The following is a 22323-nucleotide window of genomic DNA, read 5'->3' as shown; positions in this document are numbered from 1 at the left end:
TCCCAAAGTTTTAAGTAGCAACCGTTCTCGGCAACCACTGTTTCGTTGTTCGAGTTCCCCAAGTTGGAGCAATCCTCAACAAGCAATAAATCTCTTGTAGGAATACTGGGCGTTGCCGAACTGTATTGAATAAGCCATTCTAGGTTCTGGTTGCTACCATTGCCTATGGCCGGGAACCAATATGTTTCACCCGCAGTAAGGTGAATGGACCCCGAATTCTTTTCGTATTTGTGCACATAGAAGTTACCTTCTTTAGTGCTGTCATTGTCGCCAACAGTACAAGAGGTGTCAGAAGAATCGCTTACCGGCGTCAGTTGGCTATCAAGAACAAGAGCGCCATAGTGATTGGGCTGAGAACCATGATAATCCAAAAATTGCCAGGCAACGATGTCGACATCGGCTGCGGGAACAACTTTCTGGAAAACCATGCCTGAAGAAGACAGGGTTAGCGCTTGGGCTACAGATTGGATCCGTTTAGAATTGGATACGGCATAGTTAGAGAGTTCGGTAAATGGACCTGTAGCAACGGGTGTGGAAGCCGATTCTATGGCAATATTCGATATTGCGGCAAATAAACGAGAGCGATTTTCTCCATTAGGATTGATGACAGAATAGGTGTTTTTTATTGATTCTGCCGTTACATCCTGCAAATTGTCTGCATACCAACCAAGAAGCGGTATGGTATTCATGTTTTCGGAATAAGTGTTCCCTGCGATTTTGACGCTGTTTGCATCCGTAAAAACCACCAAATAGTATAATTTATTGGATTTAAGCTGTAGCGTACTTCCTTCAGGCACGGAAGCAACATATTTGATTGGTGCGACATGCAAGCCTGTAGTAGAAACGAGCGACGCCACATTGTCAGTGTTGGCTACCCAATGAATTGTATTGTCTGCCAAGTCGTAGCGGTACAAGGCAAATATCAATTTCGAAACAGAGCCGGTCTGATTCGTCGCAACATGATTTTTGAATCAGTATCGTTGATTTCCTGATCCATGCCAGGGCTAAAAAGGGTTGCTTTGGCAAACAAGGTACCATTTCCTTGAATAGCTATACCGTTTGGACTGCGCCAAGGTCAAGTGTATAGACGATTTTACTCTTGATGGTATCCACGGCTTCTTCGACTTCTTCGGTTACGGTATGTTCGATTTCCTCGATATTAACTTTCAGTGGATTTCGGGAGTTCCGTCACCTTCTAACGATTCATCATGACTAGGAAGCAATTCACCAACGGGCAAGGTGAAATTCTCCTGTCCGGCAAATCCGGCCAAAGATGCATTGCGGCCAAGGCCTGAGCCAAGGTTTTTGTTTCCATTTGAGACATTTTTTGTCTAAGGTTTCTTCGTTCATGTTTCGTTCTCCAGGAGAAGTTGATGTCCGTTTTCAAGAAGCAGGGCTCCGCCATCTTCGAGCAACAAGCGACCTGCAGGTGGCTGTTGGAATTTCCATTTAATTTGAGTAAACGGGATTTTCTGAGCTTCCAATGTCTGTATCAATTTGGTACAAGAAGATTTCAGTCTATCACATTTAACCGTCCAGGTGTATTGTTCATCCTGGTCGTATACTTCAAAGCCTGCTCGGCCAAGGCCCGCACGGAGCATCCTGGGCGGTTTTACAATATCGATATCGAAACCGATTGCCGCTGCAAGCGCCTTGTAATGACGTTCCGCAATGCCTGAATCCCTGTTGATAGCCTCTAAAAGGGCTTGGCGGCGAACTTCCAAGGAGCCGGAATGGCCTAATTCATAAAGGTTTTCCCACCGTTCGAGAGTCGTTATTGCTGAACCAGGAAAGATTTCACGGTAGACGGCATTGGCGCTTTCCAGGGCTCGGTCAAGTTCCTTGGCGACGGCATATTCCTCCGCGTCCATCTGGAGCGGATAGAGCTGCGTAAGAGCTCTATGGTGCGGGCTTTCGAAGGGATTCTCAACCATTACTGCACCACCAGGTCACCAAGGACGAATTTTTCAGTGGAATACGAGTCAATTGCATCTGTTTCAACCTGATATTCCCCACCATTTTTCGACACTTCGATAGTAGTCGCATTCTCGCCACCATTTTTGATTGCGTATACAACAATTTGTGAAGGAATAAAGAGATCTCCTGGTTCTAAATCGGCGAAATATTTATTGACATCTTCCCGGAAACCGTCTTCGTCCAATTGTTGCAGTTTTCGCACCGTAACACGTAGAGAAAGAGTTATTTCTACAGGAACATTGACCCAGATTTCACGAGGTGCGACGGGGCCTTCGTATTCGCACTTTGCCCGGACAGCTTCACAACAGCGCATTGAGAGCGTACTGGGGCCAATGAGCATAAGAACGGTACCTACGCCATAGTGGTTATCAAGACAACGAGCTGTAGCCGGGACTTCGTTAGATTCACTCGACTCATAGACTTCGACCCCGAAGCACTTGACCTCGTTCAGGGATTCCGTTTGCCAGCTTTCGAGCGCTTCGATTTCTTCGAGTTCAACCTTGACATAGCGGGTAGAAACAGAATCGAAGGTGGCTATAGCCCACCAGTAGGCGGCATCGACCTTGCCCTGCTTGGTCCAGGTCTGGGCGTCGTCGGACGTATAAATTCCAAAAGCAGCCGGTCGGTTGGTAATGAAACCAAGACCAATTCCAAAGATTTTCTTCGAATCGCCCAAATCAATCACAACATTCTTTTCAGTGTCGCTGGATCCGCAAGTAAAGGCGATGTTTTCGCGGTCGTGCGGTTTGACAGCGTTGGCCGCGTTCAGGTCGGGCATGTTGCCGGAAATCATCGAGGATTCGAGCCCGATAGCCCTGCCAGTAGAAGAGGCTTCAAGTGACCAGCGTTCGTAATCACTAGGCTTGCCGCCGCTCTTCGGGTTGCGAAGATACGACAGGATGAACGTCAAAAGCTCGCTTGCGGTCAGGTTGCTGTAGTCCAGCCCACGATCGTTCGCCCACTGTTCCAGGCTTTCCTGGTTCATCGTGGTCGGAAAAATCTGGTCAAGGGTCCAGTCCATCTGCTTGTAGAGGCCCCAGATGGCAGACGCAGCAGTCGCGAATCGGATATAGGTTTCCGTGCCCTGGCTAATTTTGATTGTCTGGTTGTAGTTCTTCGCATCGACAATCATGCGCTGCAAGATTTGATCAACTGTTACGGACATCGCCGACCTCCACAAAACGTTTAAATTCAATCACATCGCCATTGTAAGCGACGCACACAACATGCACCAGGAGCTTGTCCGCATCGGCATAGGTGGCCGTCGATTCTACGCTTCTAAGGTGCTTGTAATCCAGCATCCACTTTAGTGCCTCGGTGGCATAAGTTTCGGCTTTGCTCCTGGTGTTCTCGGACGCCACTTCACGGGCGAGCTCCTTGAAACGGTGGCCAAATTCAGGTTTCTTGTAAAATGAACCTTTTGCCACGGTAAGCGAAAGCTGAACTTCTTCTTTGATCTGGTCTGTAGTCATTGTAAGGTCTCCGGGAAAGGTGACGGGCTGGGCGGTGTCGTGGGCATGGTTTCAGTCACGGTACAAATAGCGGTTTTCAAGACCGTTTCAATGGCCCCAAAAAGTTTCTTGTATGGCTTTTGAACTTCCTGCTTGGAAGTAGCTTGCTCTTTTACCAAATCCGTGATGACCGCCAAAACAGCAGGCTGGACCGCCGCAAAAGTCGGAACGACCGAAACCACAGTCACACCACCGTGGGACGGTATTCCGGGCTTAGGCAGGCCCTGCCAATAAGCACAGAGCCTGGCGGCCATGTTGGCGGCAGTACCTTCGGATGGATTGCATACTGTAAAGGCGCTTTCAAGTAGTGATTTGTCGCCACCAGCTGACAGGTCTGCACCGAGGATAACGCCGCACTTGGCGTAGTCATCGTAGGCCTTGGCAAGCTGAGGGGCCACGCTTGTCTTGCCGTCGGCAGACTTGACAATCCGGGAAAATTCGGAATCGAGAGTGTCCAGGTCAAGCATTTAGGCCCCCGTATCCTGCGGCACAGGCGTTGCTGTTGGTGCACCAAGGTTGCCCACGTGAGTGTGCTGGTTGAAGGTATCGCGAAGTTTTGAGAGATTTCCGATCTTATCCTTAACTTCGCCATTGACTCGCACGTCGCCATCGATATCAAGACCGCCCTCGGCCTTGATGGCGATGGTTCCATCGTCCTTGAGGATGATATAGTGTGCCTTTTCGCGGTAAATGGCCGTTTCGCCTTCTTTTACGGCGGGATGGTCCTTGCCGTCGCTTGCAACCGCAATGACCACATTGCCAAACTGCAAGAAAAGGCAACGCTCTCCGGCCTTGGGAATGCTGATAAAGCCAAAATGCTGCATCATCTGACGGCCTTCAAATTCGATACCGTTAGCCTTGCCGCTGATACTGCGGAGCTTGCCTGCCACATCCTTGCAGCTGGTTACCAAGCTTGTGAAAAATTTCATCATAGGGAGCCTCCAGGCTGTAATTCAAGGCGGGTTCTCTTGCCCTCACTCCTGGAGAGCGTGAACGTGCGGCGTTTAATCAGATACGAGTCAACAGCGCCGTTGTAATGGTCCTCTACGTCGCAAAAGGCGTTGATTGTCCAGGGAATACCGTTTTGCGAGTGCCCGGGCATCGTGTATTCGAGCTGGATTGCGGAAGCCTTTTCCGTTGCCAGCTGAAGTTCTGCGGTTTTCTTGGCAGGGCCCTCGTTCTCGTTCCAGTTTACCACAAGAGGGCGATAGAACGGGAAATCGTCATTTTTGACCGAGGCGGCTACATACTTGATGTCGCTATCGTCCTGGCTCTCGCCGATAACCTTGATAAGCGAGTGCTGACCGTTCAATGTTTCGGTGACAGAGCCCTCGATATAGTCCATTTCCTCGCCATTTTCAAAGGCATGGATTCTGAAATCAGCCTTGCCACGTTCAACAGGCTTGTCGAAGACCAAGGAGCCGTCAGGAGACGCCCAGAATAGAAAACCGAGCGAATTGGCCGCTTTCTTCAGGACATCGAAGACGCTATCTCCCGGAGAAAGCTCGACGAACTTGCGCTTGATTTTATCCTTGTCTGACCCGGAGTTGAAAACGAAATCTTTCCTGGAGAGAAACGGCAGGTCCTTCACAAGCCGTTCTGCCAGCTGGGGCAGCGTCCTTGGCAAAGTTCCAAACTTTGTCACACTGGAGTCGGCTAGCACCGACGCCACCGATCGCCCCTCGATTTCCATCTTGGGCCCGCTGCGAGAAAGGGAACGGCGCACGGTATCGATAATCCCCGCCATGACGCACTTGCGGTTCACAAAGATTTGACACAGGTTGCCGCGGTTCATATCGTACTTAGAATCGCATTCGAACGAGAATGAGCCTTCCGGGGAATAGAGGTCCGCATCGATCGTGTAGCTCACGAACTTGTCCACCTGAGCTCTCCCTTTGGCATTCGCCACAAGCACGATGACTTCATCATTCTGCATAGACAAGCACCTCGCCTTTCATGAACGTGGGATTCTTGGCGTTATTCAATGCGCAAAGGCGCTCAGCCGCCTTATAATTCAGCTTGTTGTCCAGAGCAATCTTGTGGAGCGGTGTTTCGTGGGTCACGTTGATTGTCTTGGTGGTCATGTATTCCAGCTTGATACGAAGTACCGCATCCGACAGCGTTGCAGCCATTTTCTTGAGCCTGTAGGGGCTTACTGCCTGCGGAAGAACCTGTTGGATGAACTCCCTTGCCAAGGCTAACGTATCCTCAAGTTCATCGGGGGAAAGCAGATACGGTTCGCTTTCCGAAGCCAGTTCGCGGCCTTCGGCATCGTCAATGGCGACTCGTTCAGCCGCAATAGATTCGCCCATCTTTTTCTCGTCATCAGAAATCTGCTTGGCGGTCTCCGTAGCGACAGTAGCGGCAGCAAGGGTCGCAAATGCAGCCCGAACGCTTGCGGGGGCACCATAAAGAGATGCCAACATCGATGAAGCGTTGGTGACCAAGGTGGCGGTAGATGCCCTGGATTTGCCCTTGTTGGAACCGGCCTTTCTGGCAAGTGTCACGAAAGAATCGCAGCATTCCTGGATAGCCTTTGTCAAGGTTCCTGACAGCGAGTCCATATAATCGATGGTCGTATTGATTGCATCGACAGGGGCCTTTATGGATTCAATTGTTCCCAGGAGTTGCCCCATGGCCTTGTTTGTCGCTTCGCCAAAGCTGCGGGCGGCATCGCCTAATGAGCCCCAAACATCGATAAGCGACCAGTCCGAAGAACCGGGAATGTCGGGAACGCCGGTCTGTTGCATCGATACGGCGACACTCTCCTGGACTTCCAAATTGAGAGCCTGTGTTTCTTCGAAATTGGCGTCATACGGGTCCGTATAGCTCTGGATATCGTCCTGAACATGCGCTACCACAAAATCAAATGTAAATGCAGCATATCTCTTGCGACGGTCATTACTGAATGATACGTTTTTGGGATAGCCTGTAACCGCGCCATGCTTGGGATGTACCAGCAAGACTGGCGCTTTGAAAATCGATAGGAACCAATTTCTCAGCTCGGTATAGTTTCTGTCATACTCGTCATTGATCAAAACACCAGAGAACTTGAGCGTTTCAGGATCAACGCCCATGTCTTCGAGATCGGCTCCGTTCTTGTAAGGGTATTTAGTTTCGGCTATAGCGTGAGAGATTTCGTCGCCAATCGACTCCAGCCGAAGTTTCCATGGGCCAAGCATTGGAATTTTTTCTTCTGCCATTTATGCCCCCCATCCCGGTGTTGTTTTTCGTCCGCTGACTTTAGGCGGTTTACCCTTGTCGGTTTCGACGACAGCCTTGCCGTTGGAATCCACATTGATAATGATGTTTTGGTTCAAAGCCTGCATGTATTCCTGGGGCGACATCATTTTATCGCCCTTTTGAGCCGCGACAGCATTCTTCGTCAGCTGATTGTATAGCCGTAAATCGCCATAAAGCTTGTCAAGTTTCTTTTGTGACGGCAAGAAGCTGTTTTCTTCCTTTTGGATTTCGAGAAGGGTGTCCCCATGCTTCTTGCTCCACCTTGCCGCTTCAGGCCCATATCTTTTTTCAAATTCTGCCTGGTTACGGTCCTCCATGGCCCGGCTGTTGGCCTCGACATCGGCGACGACATTACGCCATTCCATAAAGGCCTGGCCAAAGTCGTAGATTTTGTCCATTGCCCAGCCGGTGGCCGCCGTGAGTCCAATACGCCCCAGGGCCGTATTGCCGAGCTTGTTAAGCCCCGCACGTGCGGTGGAAAGGCCCTGGCGGAATCTACCGACCTCTTTTGTGGTCGATTCCATAGCCTGGGCCGCCTTCTGGGTAGCAGGCTGATACATAGGCGCATCATCGTCCATGTAGTCAGAACCACCGCCAAAACCGCTGCGCATATTGACTACGAATACCTTTTGGACAGATGCATCCAAAACGGAAGCGCCCGTCCCTGCGGCAGATGCCCCTGCGCCGCCCTTCTTGCTCCAGATACCCTTGATATCCCTGGCGAGTCCGGCCACATCTTTCACGAGACCGCCAATTTTGACAGCACCCAAAGCTGCAGCGGCAACGGCCATCATCTTGAAGCCCGCCGTAACTATTCCCTGGTGGCGGGATAGAAAGCCCAGAGCGGTCGTCAGCTGTTCAACAGGCCCTGTAAGGTTCGTGTCTGCAAATTGCAGGGCGACATTCTTCATCTTGTCAACATTGCTGTTGAACGAATTGGAAGCCTTTTCATAATAATCTTCCAAAACATCGGTATTTTTCATGCCTTCGATACCAGCTTGGGCAATTTCATCCATTCTTTCCCAGTTGTTTTGGAACTCCCCGATCAGGGGGTTGATTGCCTTCATCGAAGAAGCGCCAAACACAGGCGACAATTTTTTAAGACTTCCGCCTGTTTTTTTCATGATTTCTTTGATAATTACATCAAATTCGCGAAGTTCATTGTTCTTGTCAAAAACACTAACGCCAAATTTCTTCTTAATATCGGCGGCCTTGTCAATAAGTTCCGAAAACAATGTCGAAACGGAAGTCGTCGTTTCCGCCTGGCTCTTGATTTTTTCATTGACAATTTGTAGGAATGCCCCGAATTTGGCAAATTGATCCGTAGATTTAATGCCAAAAGTAGAAGCAGACGCCAGCAAAGCCTTACCTTCGGTGGCGAAGCCCTGTAAAGTAAAGGACCCTTTTTCTCCCTGGATAATCAAGGCATTAAAGGCTTTAAAAACCTGGTCGGCGCTATACCCCATAGAACCTTTCATGGAAGACGCTACAGTGGCCAAATCTTCAACAGAAGCCTTAGATGCTTTGGACGCTTTAGCCAGGCTTTCACTCATTTTTTCAGCAAAATCAAATCACCGTGATTTCGCCAATTTTGAAACGCCGTTCAGATTTCATTGGCGGCACACCTGTTTCGATAGCCGTCTTATGCAGCGATTCGCGGAACAACTTCGTGTCCGCGTCGCTTTTCTTTGCCGCAAACCGTAATACATGAGCGATTCGGAAGGTCGCCCACATTCTTGACGGCCATGCCAAGGCCACCCCCAAGGACCAGCGAATTGAACGGAGTCACCAGTCTGTCGGCAAGGCCCCGCATGGATCCGCCGACACGTGCAATGGTCGCCCGAGCCTTCGTCCCAAAAGAAGAGACGGCAGTCGATGACTGGCGCAGGCCATTCTGGAGACCTGTAGCATCCGCACCGATTCGCAATGTGACTTCGTTATTCGCCAATTGTCTGCCATCCTTTATCTTCTTCGTTGGGTTCCAAAAGCCCCTTCATCGCAAAGACAAGGAGCCACTGGGCGTCAGTTATGCTTGCAACCGGGCAACCAAAGTACGCACTAGCTTCCAGGCCGTATTCAAGCTTACGACTTTCAATTGAACCAGGTCCGGCGTTTTTTTTAGCGTTTCGATGAGCGTCTCGATACTGTCATCGGAGACTTCGTCAAGGTTAGGGTCACATTCCTCGGCAAATGCATTGTATTCGTCGCAGAGTTTCTTCAGTTCGTCGGGGGTACAGAACGAACGCAGGTGCTCCGCAGAGCGGAAAATGCGTTTTCCCGTATCGACGTTGTAGAAAGCCCGCCACATACCGTGAGCAGCCTCCTGTTCACGGTAGTCGGTAACATTGTGCATTGCGATATCAATGCCGTCGTGCTTGAACTCTTGCTGGTTATCGACTTTAGCCTTGCGGGTTTCGGAAAGCGACAGCAGTCGAATTTCGATCTTGATGTCCGGCCTGCCCGGCCAACTCACGACACGCTTGACATCGTGGGAGGCCTTGATGCGTTCGATGAGTTCGTCGGGTTTATCTTCGCGGATAGCTTTTTCAAGTTCCGTCATTAGCTTACCTTGCGAGCGCGGGCATAGAAGTCGAGCTGGGTTTCCTTGGCGTTCTTGCCGTCAATGTCACCCGGAGTCTGTTTCAGGAGACGGCAACCGGTGAACACCACCTTCTTGCCGCCCTTGTACTGCACGACAACAGTGGCGTCGCTGGTTCCGGTCCAATCCCGGTCGGCACCACTATCGGGCACAACGGTAAGCTGGAAACCATAGTTGGGCGGTACTTCCACCACATCTACGCCATCGGCGAGTTCCACGGTCTGGGCTTCTTCGATTTCGTTCTCCTTGAACTGCTTGAAGCCCGTAATCTTGTCGCCGTTAAGGACAACTGTAACTTGGGAAATCTTCATGGTTCACTCCTTAGTTGAGGTAAAGGTCGATGGTGGAATAGATCTGGTTCAGGCCAGGCACGACAGGAGCCGGAATCTGGCAGAGCATACGGCCCGGTTCATCCTTCGATTCCTCGGTGATGAACTGGTCTGCATACTGGTCAATGAAACGCAGAATCTGCACCCCTTCGAGGCTCTTTGCCACGGCGATGTTGTCTTCGTTCAGGGCATCGGGCAACAGCTCGTGGATGACCTTGTTCTTGTACTTCACCTTGTGCATGGCAAGGATGGAATCGCGGAAATAGTCGAGCGAGGCGATAACACCCGTGTCAATGAGCTTGGTGAAGCGGACGCCGTCCTTGGTGCTGCGGGTAGTCACGGCACGGACAATGCAAAGTTCGCTGTCGGTTTCTACCAGGGGAATCACGCCGCCATAAAGCAGGGCGTCCTGCTCTTCGCCGCTCCACTTGTCGGCAATATCCGGGAGTCCGATGCCAGGGATCGGGAGCCCGTTCATGGGCTTGTTGGGCTGGGAATTGCTGGCAAAGATGGCGGCAAGGCCTGCGGCAATTTCCCAGGTAGTGGCGGGAATGGCGTTCTTGACTGCGGCAATGTGCAGACGTTCGCAGTTGAAGTCGGTTGCAAGGGAAATGGCATCGCTAGCCCCGTCAACGATTGTAGCCACAATGCCACGCTGGCCACGCTGTTCAAGCGGTTCAGCGGCCTGCATCAAGTGCGTCTTCAAGAGGGTCAAATTGGGCGCATCGGCCGTAGGGAGCACAATCAGGTGGAAACGTTCCGGGAAGGCTGCTGCAAGGGCGCTTTCCACGTCGATTTCGCCTGTTCCCGCAGTAAGAATCGGGTCTGCTGCCGTGATATCGGTGGAAACGACCTCGACGGAGACGTTTACGCCACCCTTGGCGGCAGAAATGTAGGCACCGTTCGCCTTGGCGGTAAGGGTCACGACACCTTCCGCAGCTTCTGCGGTAAACGGTGCGGCAACTTCGGCATTCAAGGCGGTGGCAATGTCTTCAGCAACCTTGGCTGCTGTTTCGCCGATTTTCACGCCGACATTGACATTCTTACCGTTATAGACGACACGGACAAGGCCGCCAACGGTTGCAGCGGTTTCGCCGCTGGGGTTGGAAAGCGTGATGGTCCAGGTGGCGGGGGTTCCCGCAGTAGCCTTGTGGCGCACCAGGGTAATCTGGGCGTACTTCCAGGCATTCTTTGCGGCCCTGTACATCTGGTGGAGTACCGAACCGGCCCCGGCGAGAGCGAGCACTTCGCTTTCGTTGTAGACCGCCGTGGGCTTCGCCACTGCAAGGGTGCCGCCTTCGGCAATGTCGCCGACCAGAAGCACCTTCTGGATGTTCGCCGGGAGTCCGTTAGGGCCGGCAAAGTAGTTGTATTCCGAGTAGGAGCCCGGAATCATGGTTTCCGGGATGTTGTTGGTCAGTGTCATGGTGTTTCTCCGTTATCAAAGTTCACTTTGGATGTAGCGAGTTCCTCGTGCGGTTCCTCTTCGCTCTTGAAGGAACTCCAGATAGAAAGCAGGTTGCGGTAGCTTGCTTCTTCTGTTTCAGGCGTCAGCGTGTACGCCGTTTCAAATTCAATTTCAGCTTCCAGGATCTTGTCAATAAGATGTTCTGGGGTGGTCGTTTCTTTCCAGTTCTTGGCATTCAGCGGCTCGATGTCAAGGCCAAGGTTGTTACCTTGCAGCTTGCCTACCACATACTTGACTGCAGGGTGTAGAAGCCTGCGGCGTTCAACTTCGTTCGCAACATTCTTGAACACCAGGTAAACGATAATTTTGGAAGTCACTTTCAGCTTGTCGGTAGAGTCTTCCTTTTCATAGCTGCCCGATATGACGGCGGCAGAAAAACCTGGGCGCGAAAGGACCGTTACGACGGAGCCAATTTCAACAGCCTTAAACCAAAAGGCATCTCTTTCCTTCGCAGGAGTCTTGCCATTCTCACCGCAAAAGAGTTGATTTATCTTTTCCTCGATATCGAAATCGGTCATAGGGACCTCATGGACGAAAGCGAGAAAATTGCAGGACCGCCATCGACTCTTGAAGACACCTTGAATCCGGATTCATCGACGGGGCCGATTTCGTCCAGGCCGATGTCCGCCTTGCCTTCTGCAATGCTCTTCAGGAGGGCTATGGCGTTATTGTAGCGGAGCTTCATCCCTTCGGTGATGTTCATCTCCGTCAGGCGCTCGTAAAGGTTGTAAATCGTCAGGTCAACGCAAATCATGCGGAGCACTCTCGGAATACGCGGGAGCGGCAACCTGAAACGCTTGCCGATATAGGCGTCAATCAGGGTAGAACTTTCCTCGATGGCCTTGACCACGATGTTCTCCTTGATTTCACCGTCGGCATTTGGCGTGAGGTCATCGGTGACCTCCACCAAACGCGCGTCAGGCACGTGCCCCCGTATATCGTCGAGAGTGCAGTAGTTCATCGGCTTACCTTAGGCAGTCTTGAGGACGTCCTTGAGGAGAATGCCAGCACCAGGAGCGGTCACCAGTTCAGCCTGGTAGAAACCAGCCTTCACGATTTCACCGCCCTTGAGGCCAATCTTCTTGTCTTCGATGACTTCCACGTAGCGTTCGCCGACCTGGGCAGTCATACCCCAGGCAAGACCTTCCTTCAAGTCGGAAAGTTCTTCCTGGTAGTGGGCAAAGATGTTTTCGCCCCAGCAAGAGGTGAGATCAGGCTTCTTCGGGTTCTTGCGGGTGTTCACGCGGGCCTGACCGACGATGATGCGGTCAACCTCGAAGAGGTCGGCAATCTGTTCGCGGGTGGCGACGCCGGAGCCATTGTTGGTGGGCCAGATGGCGTTAATCACGGACTTGTCGGTACGCAGCTTGTAGAACACCTTGGAACTCATGCCAAGCACATTCGGACGCACAAGGGCGGATTCCATCATATCCATAATCAGCTCGAAGATGTTGGAACCTTCAGCACCGATCTTTTCAGAAGCAGAAAGGGTCTTGACCTGCGAGGATTCATAGTTGGCTGCATCCTGAACGATTTTCGCGATGCGGATTTCCCTGTCCAGGAGAATACGGTCAATCAGGTTTTCGATGGTCTTGTTGACGAAGCGGTCCTTGTTCTTCACCTGGTCAAGGTCTTCGTAGGGAACGGGAGTCTGCAAGCCGTAAGCCTTGGCAAGCCCTGCAATCTCTTCACCGCCAAAATACACGACATTCGGAGCGGACATTCGGCCCACCTGGGTGTCCTGGGCACCGAAGGCGTCGCCCATATTTCTGCGGAAATACTTGAATGCGAGTTCGTTACCGTCAAGCTGCTTGATTGGCATCACCTCGTCGGCAATCAGGCGACCGTTCTTGAATGCGGTCACAAGGCCGGTCTGCTGTTCGCCAATAGGCAGGATGGTGGCAAAGCTTGCGCCCGCGCTACCAAAGCTCAGCGAATCGACGATGAACTGCGGAACGCCGCAGGCGGTAAGCGTATCACCACCTGCAAAGGCGCAGATGGTAAGCGCAAAGGTGATGAGGAAAAGAGCGATCTTGGTCATTTTCTTCATGGGTTATGCTCCTTCGTTGGAAGATTCGTTTTCGTTGCCATTGGTGTCGCCACCTTCGGTTCCACTGGTTTCAGGTTCAGTGGGTTCGGTGGGCGTTTCGCCACCTTCGGTGTTTGCCGGGGCGTCGTTGTCGCCAGCGGGAGTGTCATCGCCAGTGGAAGGCGTTTCGTCGCCAGTGGATGCCGTCGCAGCAGAACCGGCGCAGTCCACCTTGATGCGGACCACATCGCCTTCGGTGCCCGAATCAAGGGCCACGATGCCGGACGCACCTTCGGCAGGAATGCCACGGCCTTCGGCATCGGAGGAGAGTGCCTGGCCGTAGGTCACGTCGGCACCAAGTTCCACATGGCCGATACCGTCGTGCTGCACATCGACGCGGTTGCCTTCATTGACATCCACATCCATGGACACGCCAAGCACGGCATCGCCGGAACCTGCAAGTTTAACATTGCCTTGGGCTTCGCCAGCCTTGACGAAACGGAAAGCGGGGACGGCGGTTTCCGCCGTAAAGTTGAGGATATTGCCCTTCATCAGGTACTCCTTATTGATTGTAACATTCTTCCGCAGCTTCGGCGAAACTGAGCTTGCGCCCCTTTGCCAGCTGTTCATCGTGATACTTGCTGATGCGTACCGCCGCAGACTCCGAGTTAGGAGTCGCCGCGGGCGCAAATTCACCGAACTGGACAATCTTCGGTAAGGATTTTACCGTGTCGCCCAGAACCTGCATCGGGTTCATTCGTTCGTCGCCTTCGCCAAAGCAGCCTTCGCCATCGACAGGCAAGGCCTGCATAGCGCCAAAGACCTTCATGAAGCAATCCTTCATCGCCTGGTTGCAGCGGCCTTCAGCAATAGCATTGTCTAAAGTCTCAGAGAACGCCGCACCGGCTTTTTGGCGCTGCGCCGCAAGCTTGTCGGCCTTGAGTGCCTCGTTTTCAGCCTTGAGTGCGGCATTCTCTTCGCTCAACCGCGTCGCCTCGCTAGAATTACCTTCCGGGATAGATTCGGTCGGTTCGTTACGAGGGGGCGTTGTAGGCTGAGGATTCTGATTCCCGTTCTCCAGCGAATCAGAACCGTCGGTATTCGGTTCACCGAAAGAAGCTGTAGATTCCGCAGGCTTTTCCACAACAGGCTTCGGCTGTTGCGGGAAGTCCTTTGCGTCCTTCAAGACGCTTTCGATTTCTTCGATGTCCTTGATGGCGTATTCCGGGAAAACCTTGTCGGCAGCCTCAATGCCATCCTTCTCGATAAGCTGTTCGCGCTGGCTGCGGAACATACGTCCAATGCCGCTCAGCTTGTACACAAGCGTTTCAAAGACACTGCGAGGCACCAGGCGGTCCCATGCGAAAGGCTCTGCAAAGACGCACACGTCCTGCTCTGTAACGCCCTTGTCGGCTTCAGCAAACATTCCTTCACCGAAACACAGCGGGGCCATACCCTTCATAGCAGGGCCAACCGCACCGAGAGCGCCCAGATGCCGCAAGCCTTTTTTCAAGTTGCTGTAAATGGCTGCGGAAAGATACTTGAAGCCGCCCTTCTTCACTTCTTCGGCAAAGTCCGGGTTCACGTCGTCGAGCTTCACTTTCAGCACATTGTCTTCCACCTTGGAATCGACAATCGAGGCTACACGCGGATCGTCGAGTTTCGGGTGGCCCTTGACCATCGGCGGCTGGTAACCGGCTGCAAGCTGGTCATGGATTCCTTCGTTGAGGTCATTGAGGTCCGCTTCACTGAAGTCGTGTTCATTGCCAGCCATGTCAGTGACCTTGCCGACCTTGAACGCCTCGACCCATGGTTCCTTCAAATCTTCCGATTTCAGAATTTTGTCTTTCATGGCCTCAAAGATACCCGAATAAAAGCGAACGAGGACATGACATTGTCATGCCCTATGTCAGAGCCTATTGGGTAACTTTGCGAGGAGGTATATACCATGGATAAAACTTTCTGGCAAGAAGCATTGAAACAGTTCGGCATCGGCGTCATTTTCGCGCTGATGCTTGCCATCTTCTACACGAACGAAAACGCAAAGTGGGAAAAGAACGCCGCCAATGACCAGGTGCGCTGGGAAGCGGTTCTGAAACAGTATAGCGACGACCAGAAAAGGGCGCTTGACGCGATACGGGCCTGTTGCATGGAATCGCATACGACAGGGAGGCAACCGTGAGCAAGTCCGAACTCAAGCCCAAGGCGAAAGAATTTTACACCATTCACCAGATGAGCCTAGCTGACATTAGCCGCCGGCTCAACATCTCCACGCGCACCCTTCAGAACTGGAAATCTGAAGAACACTGGGACGAAGCACGTGCCGAAATCAGCGGCAGCGAAAAGAACTTTCACGCGCAGCTGTTCGAGCTGGGCGAAGTAATGGCCCGCAAGATCAAGCAGGATGAACTTGACGGCGTAAAGGTTGCAGCCGAACGCTACACCGCACTCCAGCGAATCATAGACACCGCCGAACACGCCCGCAAGTATGAGGCCGTGGCACCCAAGAAAAACAAGTCCGAGCTTTCCCCGGAAGAACGTGCCAAGAAGGCGCTCGAAGAAATCAAGAAACACCTGGGCGTATAATGGCAGCACTTGACGAATTCTTTTTTCCGTATCAAAAGCGGTGGCTAGCCGACAAGTCGAAAGTCAAGATTTTCGAGAAGTCCCGCCGTATCGGCGGCACGTGGGTGCAAAGCTTCGAAGACGTGCAGGACTGTATCGAGCAGCCCGGACTCAAGGTCTTTTTCAGCTCTGCCGACATGACCGCCGCAGCCGAATACATCGACTATTGCGAATCGTGGATTCAGAAACTCAACGCCATCGCAAAGGCCCTCGCCGAAATCAACTCCGAAGACATCGAGGACTGCGAATTTGCCGACGAGGACAAGGGAATCAAGAGCAAGATTATCGAGTTCAACAACGGTTCGAAAATCTACGTGCTCTCCAGCAACCCCAAGGCATTCCGCTCCAAAGGCGGTAAAATCGTGTGGGACGAAGCCGCCCACCACGAAAACGACCAGAAGATGTGGGCAGCCGCCAAGCCCGCCGCCATGTGGGGCTATCCCATCCGCATCTTGTCAACGCACAACGGCGTAAACTCGCTATTTTACAAGCTCATCGAGAAGTGCAAAAAAGGTGAACTTGACTACAGCGTTCACACCGTGCCAATCCAGCTCGCAGTAGAGGAAGGCGTTGCCGACCGCATCTGCGGCAAAAAGCTCTCCAGGAAAGAACGCGAGGAATGGCTGGAGCAGGAACACAAAGGCTGCTTGACCGAGGCGATATGGCAAGAGGAATACTGCTGCAACCCGCAGGACGAATCCAAGGCCATGATCAGCTACGACCTGATTCACAGCTGCGAGCGCCTGGGAGTGCTCGGGCTCGAAAAGGCCAAAGGCCCGCTCTACCTGGGTTGCGACGTGGCACGCCACCGCCACCTCTATGTCATCTACGTGTTCGAAGACATCGGCGACCGCCTAATTTGCCGTGCAGTAGAAGCCTATCAGAACAAGAAGTGGAGCTACCTTGAACAGAAACTCTACAAGTTCCTGAAACTCCCGAACCTTATCCGTGGCTGTATCGACCGCACGGGATGTGGCGACCAGTTCACCGAACGGGCCCAGGAAAAATTCGGCACTGTCAAGGTGGAAGGCGTTCTTTTCTCGAACACGGTAAAGGCCGACCTTGCCATCAACCTTTTGCAGGCGTTTGAAGACCAGAAGCTCATCATCGAGAAGTGCCCGAAGTTCCCGGGCATCGACACCAAAATCGAGGACGAACAGGCCGAAAGCATCCACGCCGTTCGAAAGATTGTCACGAGTGCGGGGAACGTGCGCTACGATGCCGCAAGCACCGAGCAGGGCCACGGCGACTTCTTCTGGGGAGCCGCACTTGCATACCATGCGAAAAACGCAAGTGACGCTGGTCCGGTATTCATCCAGACCGCAAATCCGTTCAAAGGGGAAAGCATGAATTTTAACGGTTTCTGACAATCGCACAGAAAGGCCCTTTTTAGCCCGTTTTTGTTTTGGACTAGTAAACGGTCATCCAATTTTAGAAAATCAAAATTCAACGAATTTGAACGGCCATTCAACGAGATTAGAAATACACCGAGGACTGCATGAGCAAAAAAAGGAAAAAACAGACCGAAAACACCCAGAACGGTGGTGAAAAACTCCGCTTGGCGACCGAAGTGGCCACCCGGGCGGCAGCGACTTTTGTCACGGGCGAAGATTACCTGCCCAACCCCGACCCTATCCTCAAGGCGCAGGGTGGGAACATCAAGGTTTACCGGAACTTTGTGGACGGGCACCTCGATGCCGTCAAGAGCAAGCGTTTCGCATCCATCACCAGCCGCACCTGGACCATCGACGGTAGCAAGGGCGACCCCAAGAAAGCGAAGATGCTTGAAGAATACTTCTGGAACTTGGAACTGCGCAACACCATTTCGCAGATGCTCCAGGCCATCGGCTTCGGTTTCGCCGTCCACGAAGTCGTATGGGATTCAGTGCCCACGGCCTACGGAACACTCATTCTGCCCGTTGCCATCAAGGACCGCCCGCAGGAATGGTTCCGCTTCGATGACGAAGGCAGGCTGCTATTCCAGAACAAGTTCAACGCGAAGGTTCCCGTACCCGACCGCAAGTTCATCGTGACCCGCAACCGCCCCACGGCCACCAATCCCTACGGCGAGCCAGTCTATGCCCGTTGCTTCTGGCCCATGGCCTTCAAGAAGGGCGGACTCAAGTTCTGGATGATATTCGTCGAGAAGTACGGCATGCCCAAGGCCGTCGGGAAGATTCCTCCGGGAGCGACCGACAAGGAACAGAGCACCTTCCTCAGGATGCTTTCTGGGCTTGTGCGTGACGCCGTGGCGGTCATCCCGCAGACAGGCTCCGTGGAACTCCTGGAAACCAAGATGAGCGGCACCAATCCCCACAGCGAAATCGTTGCCTGGGCGGATTCCGAAATCAGCAAGGCGTGGCTTGGCGAGACCCTCACCACCGAGCAGACAAATTCCGGCGGCACCCAGGCCATGGCCACCGTCCACAACGATGTGCGCCTGGACTTGGCCCTTGACGATGCCGCCATGATTGAATCCAGCTTCAATCAGCTTATCAGGTGGATTTACGAAATCAACTGGCCTGGCGAAAAGGTCATACCGTGGATGAACATCATTCTCCCGGAAGACATGCAGCAGGCTCGCCTCGAACGTGACGCAAAGCTCTCGCAGCTGGGAGTCAAGTTCAACGCCCAGTACATCAGCGACATCTACGGAATCGACGAGAAGTATTTCGAGATGACCGAAGTTCAGCAAGGCGGCATGTTCGCCGAAGGCCCCGAAAAGAAGGGCAAGGTCAGAAAGACCGCCCACGAGCTCCGCAACCAGGTGAACGCATTCACAGAACACCTGGAAGACGAATGCGAAAAGGTGGATATTCTCGCTCCCATCAGGGAACTGGTGGAAAACGCAAAGAGCCTCGAAGAAGTCCGCGACAAGCTGGGCGGTTGCTACGGCGAAATGCCCATGGACAAAATCGCCGACGAAATGGAACAGGCGTTCCTCGCCGCAGATCTTGCGGGCCGTTTCTCCATTCTGAAAAAGGCGGGAATCGTCAATGGCTAAGGAACTCGGATTCAAGCAGGGGGCGTATAAGGAAGCCGTCGATTACTTCAAGCAGAAAATCAACATTCCTACAAAACGCTGGAACAGCCTCAAGGGTGCAATGCACACGAGGGCGTTCACCGTTGCCGGCGCAATGCGTGCCGACATCCTGCTCGATTTCCGAAATGCGGTTGACAGGGCCATCGAAAAGGGTGACTCACTGCAAGACTTCCGCGACAACTTCTACAAGATTGCAAGCAAGTGGCGTGCCGCCGACCCTAGCTTTGACGCGAAGATGGAAAAGCCGAAATACGGTGCGTGGCGTTCCAAGGTCATTTACCAGACGAACATGCTCACCGCAGCGGCGGCAGCCCAGGAGCGACAGGCAAGGGCCCTGCCCGACGTGTTCACCCACGCCAAGTACGTGTGCATGATGCTCCCCGGTAGCCGCGAGGAACACAAGCACTGGAACGGCACCGTGCTCCCCGTAAACGACCCCTGGTGGGAAAAGCACAGCCCACCCAACGGCTTCGGCTGTCTCTGCGAAAAGGAGTTTATCTCCAAGTATGAAATGGACCGTGGCGACGAGAAGGTGACCAGGGCACCGACCGCCGCAAACGACACCAGGAACATCGGCGAGAACTGGGATTACAGCATTGGCGACGCCGATGCCGAAAACCAGCGGCTAAAGGAATACACGAAAGAGAAAGAAGAAAAACTTTTCAGGAAATATCCGGAAGCAAAGAAGAACGCTTATAAAGTTTCTGACTCCATTGACAAGGGAATTGAAAAGGGAAATTCCGAAAGGAACGATGATGAATATTGGAAATTAAAAACAGGAATTGACCTTAGTAAAATAAAAATGGTAAAAGCAAAACATTTGAGCAAGATGGAACTTCAAGCTGAGAGAGACGCAAGAGAACGGAACATAGGAAAACTTATCAAGGAAGTTCAAAAAAAGAACATCAAGTACATTGAAGCAAAGCCTTTGAAAAAACCGCTAACGGAAGATCAAATAATAAAAAAAATTGGAGCCATTGATAAAGTTGGTGGTGCTTGTTCTTCACAAGCTTTGGCTTACATAGCCAATAAGTTCGGATATAATGTTACCGATTATAGAGCACGACAAAGCCGCGCCTTTTTTGGCGACAACGAAACGCTAAACGAGTTAACGAAATCAGGTGGTTTTTCTGTTATTGGTAAAAATGGCTTCAAAAACGTTGAAGCGCTTTTACAAATGGTTGAACCCGGAAAGGAATATTATTTCAAGAGTAGAGAACACGCTGCTATAATTCGCAAGAATGGGGACCACTTTGAGTATTTGGAACTACAGGGAAGAAAAAAACGAAATGGTTTTTATAAATTGACTGAATTTAAACTCTATGATCGATTCGGTACAAAAAATAGTAGAACTGAATCGTTTGACTGCTTAATAGATGTTGAAAAATTAAAAGACTCCCAAAAATTTAGGGAGCTTATTGGATTTTTCAACACTAAAAAATGATGTATTTATTTAACCGCCGAGCAATTCTTTCCATGATGGATTTTCTTTATCAAACAAAGCCTTTTCTTCTTTTGAAAATTTTTTTGGATAGTCTCCAAAAATGTGCAATATCTTTTTTTTGTCGAAAGACACCGCCTGAAGACCACAGATTCCAAAATACTCAACCCACCAGATTTTATCCCCTTCACGCTTCTTGTAAAACTCGAACTTTCTTGTTTCTTTGTCAACCGTAATCATGATTAACCTCTTTTAGGACAATATACCACTTTTTTCAAGGAATTGCAACCCCATGGCAGATTTTATCAACGCAGACGTAAAAATCGATAAATTCAACGAAATTATCGATATCGCGAAGCGGACGGCAAGCGACCTGAAGCCCGCCATGGCGGCTATCGGCAACCTTGTGGCAAAGAGCGTCAAGCAGAACTTCCGCGAAGGGGGCCGCCCCGTCCGGTGGCCCAGCTCGAAAAAGCCCAAGGGAAAGACCCTGGTTGGCACCGGGGCGCTCATGAAGGGAATCCACTACGAGCTCGACAGCGACGGCAACGCCGTCACCGTAATGACCGGCCCCCAAAAATATGCCCACATCCACCAGTTCGGCGGTTCAATCCCCGCACACGACATCGTGGCCAAGAACCGCAGGGCGCTCCGTTTCACAGTGGGCGGCACGGTATTCTACCGCAAGAGCGCTCACCACCCAGGTGCGAACATTCCCGCTCGCCCCTACATGCTTCTCCAGGAAGAGGACGAAACCAAGATCAAGGATATCCTGGCAAACAGAATCGTTGATGAAATGAAAAAGAAAGGAGGTCTCAAATGACAAGTCCGTCAAGCGCTCCGGGAAGAACACCCGCACAAACGTGGGCAACCGCCCGGCAAGCGAAGACGAAGCCGTAGAGTACGCCGCGAAGCTCGGCAAGTCTGCAGACTGCGCAAGGCGCTTCTACAACTACTATTCGATGACCGGCTGGAAGATGAAATCCGGGCTCCCGCTCTCTGACTGGCATGCCGCGCTCAGGAACTGGAAGGACTTCCAGGGCTCACAGAAGACCTCTGAACAGGCTGAAACCGACAGCCAGCTGGAGCTTTTGCTTCCCATGCTGCTCAAGAAAACGGCATCGCTCGCCAAGCAGAAAGAAAAGCTCGTATTCCACGATCCGTTCATCGGCACCGTGCTCCAGTTCTACGGCTTCGACCGCTTCGATTATAACTTCAACGTTTTCGAAGTCCACGAAATGGTCAAGAAATACGCCACCAGCAGGAAACTCGGCACGGGATGCCCGCAGATGCGCTCCCCGAACCCCTACGGCAAAGGAACACTCCAGGTGCCCACCATCGAAGAGTTCGCCGCCATACTCCAGAAGAAAAAAACGGAAAAAGCCGAAGGCTGATTTTCTACACCGCGAAAAATTTAACGGCAGGATGCAAAATCCTGCCTCTTTTTTATAGTTTCAATTCAATACTTACATTCAATTTGTCAATTCTGCGATTGGTGCTCTCAATAAATTGTTTCGGAGTCATACCAGCATATTTCTTGAAAAACTTGAATCCTTCTTCTGTTAAAATCACCTTATCACCAAATGTAGATGCAATAATTAAACCGATGAATTTTTCCGAGTATTCCTTCAATTCTTCTTTAGATAGATTACTAGCTATATCCTGACCATAAATCATTTGTCGAAATTTATTTTTCATTACATCTTCTGAATACGACATAAGATCTGGAGAATAAGCCTTTCCAGCTGCTACTCCATTGAATGTATTTCCAAGAATTTCAATAATGCTTAAATCATCAGATTCAGCCTTTTCGGCAAATTTACATTCTACGAATTCATCTATCATATTTTAAATATACTTTATCTCACGAAATGCGTCAAGCCTCAAAAACATGTCCGCACCAAATGTCCGCACCCCAATTTTCAATAAAAATTAAAAACGCCTTTAACGGCTTAAAAACGCCAATTCACAAAAAAAAATGTCTCACGAAAAGTGAAACATCTTTTTCCGCAAAATGAAGAAACCGCGAAAATAGCGAAAAAACGGCAAAATCAAAAA

General features: G+C 51.5%; 27 protein-coding genes. 7 read left to right on the top strand and 20 right to left on the bottom strand.

The window, feature by feature from the left end; genetic code table 11:
* The 18 genes from CRO08_RS16425 to CRO08_RS16345 all read right to left on the bottom strand — a co-directional run.
* A partial coding sequence (locus tag CRO08_RS16425) for a hypothetical protein (RefSeq protein WP_141398438.1) occupies positions 1–914 on the bottom strand: 914 nt, incomplete at its 3' end.
* Positions 915–1346: 432 nt separating this feature from the next.
* Positions 1347–1934 (bottom strand): putative phage tail protein, encoded by a 588-nt coding sequence (locus CRO08_RS16420; RefSeq protein WP_097034551.1) that lies wholly within the window; start codon positions 1932–1934, stop codon positions 1347–1349.
* Positions 1934–3142 (bottom strand): discoidin domain-containing protein, encoded by a 1209-nt coding sequence (locus CRO08_RS16415; RefSeq protein WP_141398161.1) that lies wholly within the window; start codon positions 3140–3142, stop codon positions 1934–1936. Before CRO08_RS16415 ends, CRO08_RS16420 begins: the two co-directional genes overlap by 1 nt.
* The gene (locus CRO08_RS16410) at positions 3126–3449 is read right to left on the bottom strand and encodes a phage GP46 family protein (RefSeq protein WP_097034549.1); all 324 of its coding nucleotides are present in this window, start codon (positions 3447–3449) and stop codon (positions 3126–3128) included. Before CRO08_RS16410 ends, CRO08_RS16415 begins: the two co-directional genes overlap by 17 nt.
* Positions 3446–3955 (bottom strand): hypothetical protein, encoded by a 510-nt coding sequence (locus tag CRO08_RS16405; RefSeq protein WP_097037105.1) that lies wholly within the window; start codon positions 3953–3955, stop codon positions 3446–3448. Before CRO08_RS16405 ends, CRO08_RS16410 begins: the two co-directional genes overlap by 4 nt.
* Entirely contained in the window at positions 3956–4420 is a 465-nt protein-coding gene (locus tag CRO08_RS16400) for a phage baseplate assembly protein (RefSeq protein WP_097037104.1), read from the bottom strand.
* Positions 4417–5424 (bottom strand): phage baseplate assembly protein, encoded by a 1008-nt coding sequence (locus tag CRO08_RS16395; protein WP_097037103.1) that lies wholly within the window; start codon positions 5422–5424, stop codon positions 4417–4419. Before CRO08_RS16395 ends, CRO08_RS16400 begins: the two co-directional genes overlap by 4 nt.
* The gene (locus CRO08_RS16390; RefSeq protein ID WP_097037102.1) at positions 5414–6691 is read right to left on the bottom strand and encodes a DNA circularization N-terminal domain-containing protein; all 1278 of its coding nucleotides are present in this window, start codon (positions 6689–6691) and stop codon (positions 5414–5416) included. Before CRO08_RS16390 ends, CRO08_RS16395 begins: the two co-directional genes overlap by 11 nt.
* Positions 6692–8284 carry a phage tail tape measure protein gene (locus CRO08_RS16385; protein ID WP_097037101.1) on the bottom strand — a complete coding sequence of 531 codons (1593 nt, stop codon included), beginning with the start codon at positions 8282–8284 and terminating at the stop codon, positions 6692–6694. It lies immediately after the preceding gene.
* Positions 8285–8373: 89 nt separating this feature from the next.
* Positions 8374–8679, bottom strand: a complete 306-nt coding sequence (locus CRO08_RS16840) for a hypothetical protein (RefSeq protein ID WP_141398437.1) — start codon at positions 8677–8679, stop codon at positions 8374–8376.
* 78 nt (positions 8680–8757) lie between these two features.
* Positions 8758–9291: a hypothetical protein gene (locus tag CRO08_RS16380; protein ID WP_097037100.1), complete on the bottom strand. Its 534-nt coding sequence runs from the start codon at positions 9289–9291 to the stop codon at positions 8758–8760.
* A complete protein-coding gene (locus CRO08_RS16375) occupies positions 9291–9641 on the bottom strand; it encodes a hypothetical protein (RefSeq protein WP_097037099.1) in 351 nt (116 codons plus the stop codon). Before CRO08_RS16375 ends, CRO08_RS16380 begins: the two co-directional genes overlap by 1 nt.
* 10 nt (positions 9642–9651) lie before the next feature.
* A complete protein-coding gene (locus CRO08_RS16370) occupies positions 9652–11085 on the bottom strand; it encodes a phage tail sheath subtilisin-like domain-containing protein (RefSeq protein ID WP_097037098.1) in 1434 nt (477 codons plus the stop codon).
* The gene (locus CRO08_RS16365; RefSeq protein WP_097037097.1) at positions 11082–11645 is read right to left on the bottom strand and encodes a hypothetical protein; all 564 of its coding nucleotides are present in this window, start codon (positions 11643–11645) and stop codon (positions 11082–11084) included. Before CRO08_RS16365 ends, CRO08_RS16370 begins: the two co-directional genes overlap by 4 nt.
* Positions 11642–12088 carry a gp436 family protein gene (locus tag CRO08_RS16360; protein WP_097037096.1) on the bottom strand — a complete coding sequence of 149 codons (447 nt, stop codon included), beginning with the start codon at positions 12086–12088 and terminating at the stop codon, positions 11642–11644. Before CRO08_RS16360 ends, CRO08_RS16365 begins: the two co-directional genes overlap by 4 nt.
* 9 nt (positions 12089–12097) lie before the next feature.
* Positions 12098–13177, bottom strand: coding sequence for a hypothetical protein (locus tag CRO08_RS16355; RefSeq protein ID WP_097037095.1), 1080 nt, complete (start codon positions 13175–13177; stop codon positions 12098–12100).
* Positions 13178–13180: 3 nt separating this feature from the next.
* Positions 13181–13708, bottom strand: coding sequence for a DUF2190 family protein (locus CRO08_RS16350; protein WP_097037094.1), 528 nt, complete (start codon positions 13706–13708; stop codon positions 13181–13183).
* Between the two features lie 10 nt (positions 13709–13718).
* Entirely contained in the window at positions 13719–15008 is a 1290-nt protein-coding gene (locus CRO08_RS16345; protein WP_097037093.1) for a hypothetical protein, read from the bottom strand.
* A gap of 96 nt (positions 15009–15104) precedes the next feature.
* Between CRO08_RS16345 and CRO08_RS16340 the strand changes: the two genes are divergently transcribed.
* The 5 genes from CRO08_RS16340 to CRO08_RS16320 all read left to right on the top strand — a co-directional run bounded on the left by CRO08_RS16340 (position 15105) and on the right by CRO08_RS16320 (position 20268).
* On the top strand, positions 15105–15338 hold the full coding sequence (locus tag CRO08_RS16340) for a hypothetical protein (RefSeq protein WP_097035758.1): 234 nt from the start codon (positions 15105–15107) through the stop codon (positions 15336–15338).
* The gene (locus CRO08_RS16335) at positions 15335–15742 is read left to right on the top strand and encodes a phage terminase small subunit-related protein (protein WP_073323780.1); all 408 of its coding nucleotides are present in this window, start codon (positions 15335–15337) and stop codon (positions 15740–15742) included. The genes CRO08_RS16340 and CRO08_RS16335 overlap by 4 nt, the downstream gene beginning before the upstream one ends.
* Entirely contained in the window at positions 15742–17148 is a 1407-nt protein-coding gene (locus tag CRO08_RS16330) for a terminase family protein (protein WP_097035759.1), read from the top strand. Before CRO08_RS16335 ends, CRO08_RS16330 begins: the two co-directional genes overlap by 1 nt.
* 131 nt (positions 17149–17279) lie before the next feature.
* The gene (locus CRO08_RS16325; protein ID WP_097037092.1) at positions 17280–18785 is read left to right on the top strand and encodes a DUF935 domain-containing protein; all 1506 of its coding nucleotides are present in this window, start codon (positions 17280–17282) and stop codon (positions 18783–18785) included.
* Positions 18778–20268: a phage minor head protein gene (locus CRO08_RS16320; RefSeq protein ID WP_097037091.1), complete on the top strand. Its 1491-nt coding sequence runs from the start codon at positions 18778–18780 to the stop codon at positions 20266–20268. Before CRO08_RS16325 ends, CRO08_RS16320 begins: the two co-directional genes overlap by 8 nt.
* A 9-nt stretch (positions 20269–20277) precedes the next feature.
* Here CRO08_RS16320 and CRO08_RS16315 read toward each other — a convergent pair whose 3' ends face one another.
* Positions 20278–20505 (bottom strand): hypothetical protein, encoded by a 228-nt coding sequence (locus CRO08_RS16315; protein ID WP_073115060.1) that lies wholly within the window; start codon positions 20503–20505, stop codon positions 20278–20280.
* 52 nt (positions 20506–20557) lie between these two features.
* On the opposite strand from CRO08_RS16315, the gene CRO08_RS16310 reads away from it, so the two are divergent.
* Both CRO08_RS16310 and CRO08_RS16305 read left to right on the top strand, forming a co-directional pair.
* Positions 20558–21088, top strand: coding sequence for a phage virion morphogenesis protein (locus CRO08_RS16310; RefSeq protein ID WP_097037090.1), 531 nt, complete (start codon positions 20558–20560; stop codon positions 21086–21088).
* A 40-nt stretch (positions 21089–21128) separates the two neighbouring features.
* Positions 21129–21659, top strand: coding sequence for a hypothetical protein (locus CRO08_RS16305; protein ID WP_097037089.1), 531 nt, complete (start codon positions 21129–21131; stop codon positions 21657–21659).
* A 52-nt stretch (positions 21660–21711) separates the two neighbouring features.
* On the opposite strand, the gene CRO08_RS16300 is transcribed toward CRO08_RS16305, so the two are convergent.
* Positions 21712–22110 (bottom strand): hypothetical protein, encoded by a 399-nt coding sequence (locus tag CRO08_RS16300; RefSeq protein ID WP_097035781.1) that lies wholly within the window; start codon positions 22108–22110, stop codon positions 21712–21714.
* Positions 22111–22323 lie beyond the last annotated feature (213 nt).

The sequence above is a fragment of the Fibrobacter sp. UWT3 genome, assembly GCF_900230125.1.
In the GTDB taxonomy this organism is placed as follows: domain Bacteria; phylum Fibrobacterota; class Fibrobacteria; order Fibrobacterales; family Fibrobacteraceae; genus Fibrobacter.
The sequence above is the reverse complement of the archived record's forward strand: the minus strand, read 5'-3'. Positions and strand labels throughout refer to the sequence as shown.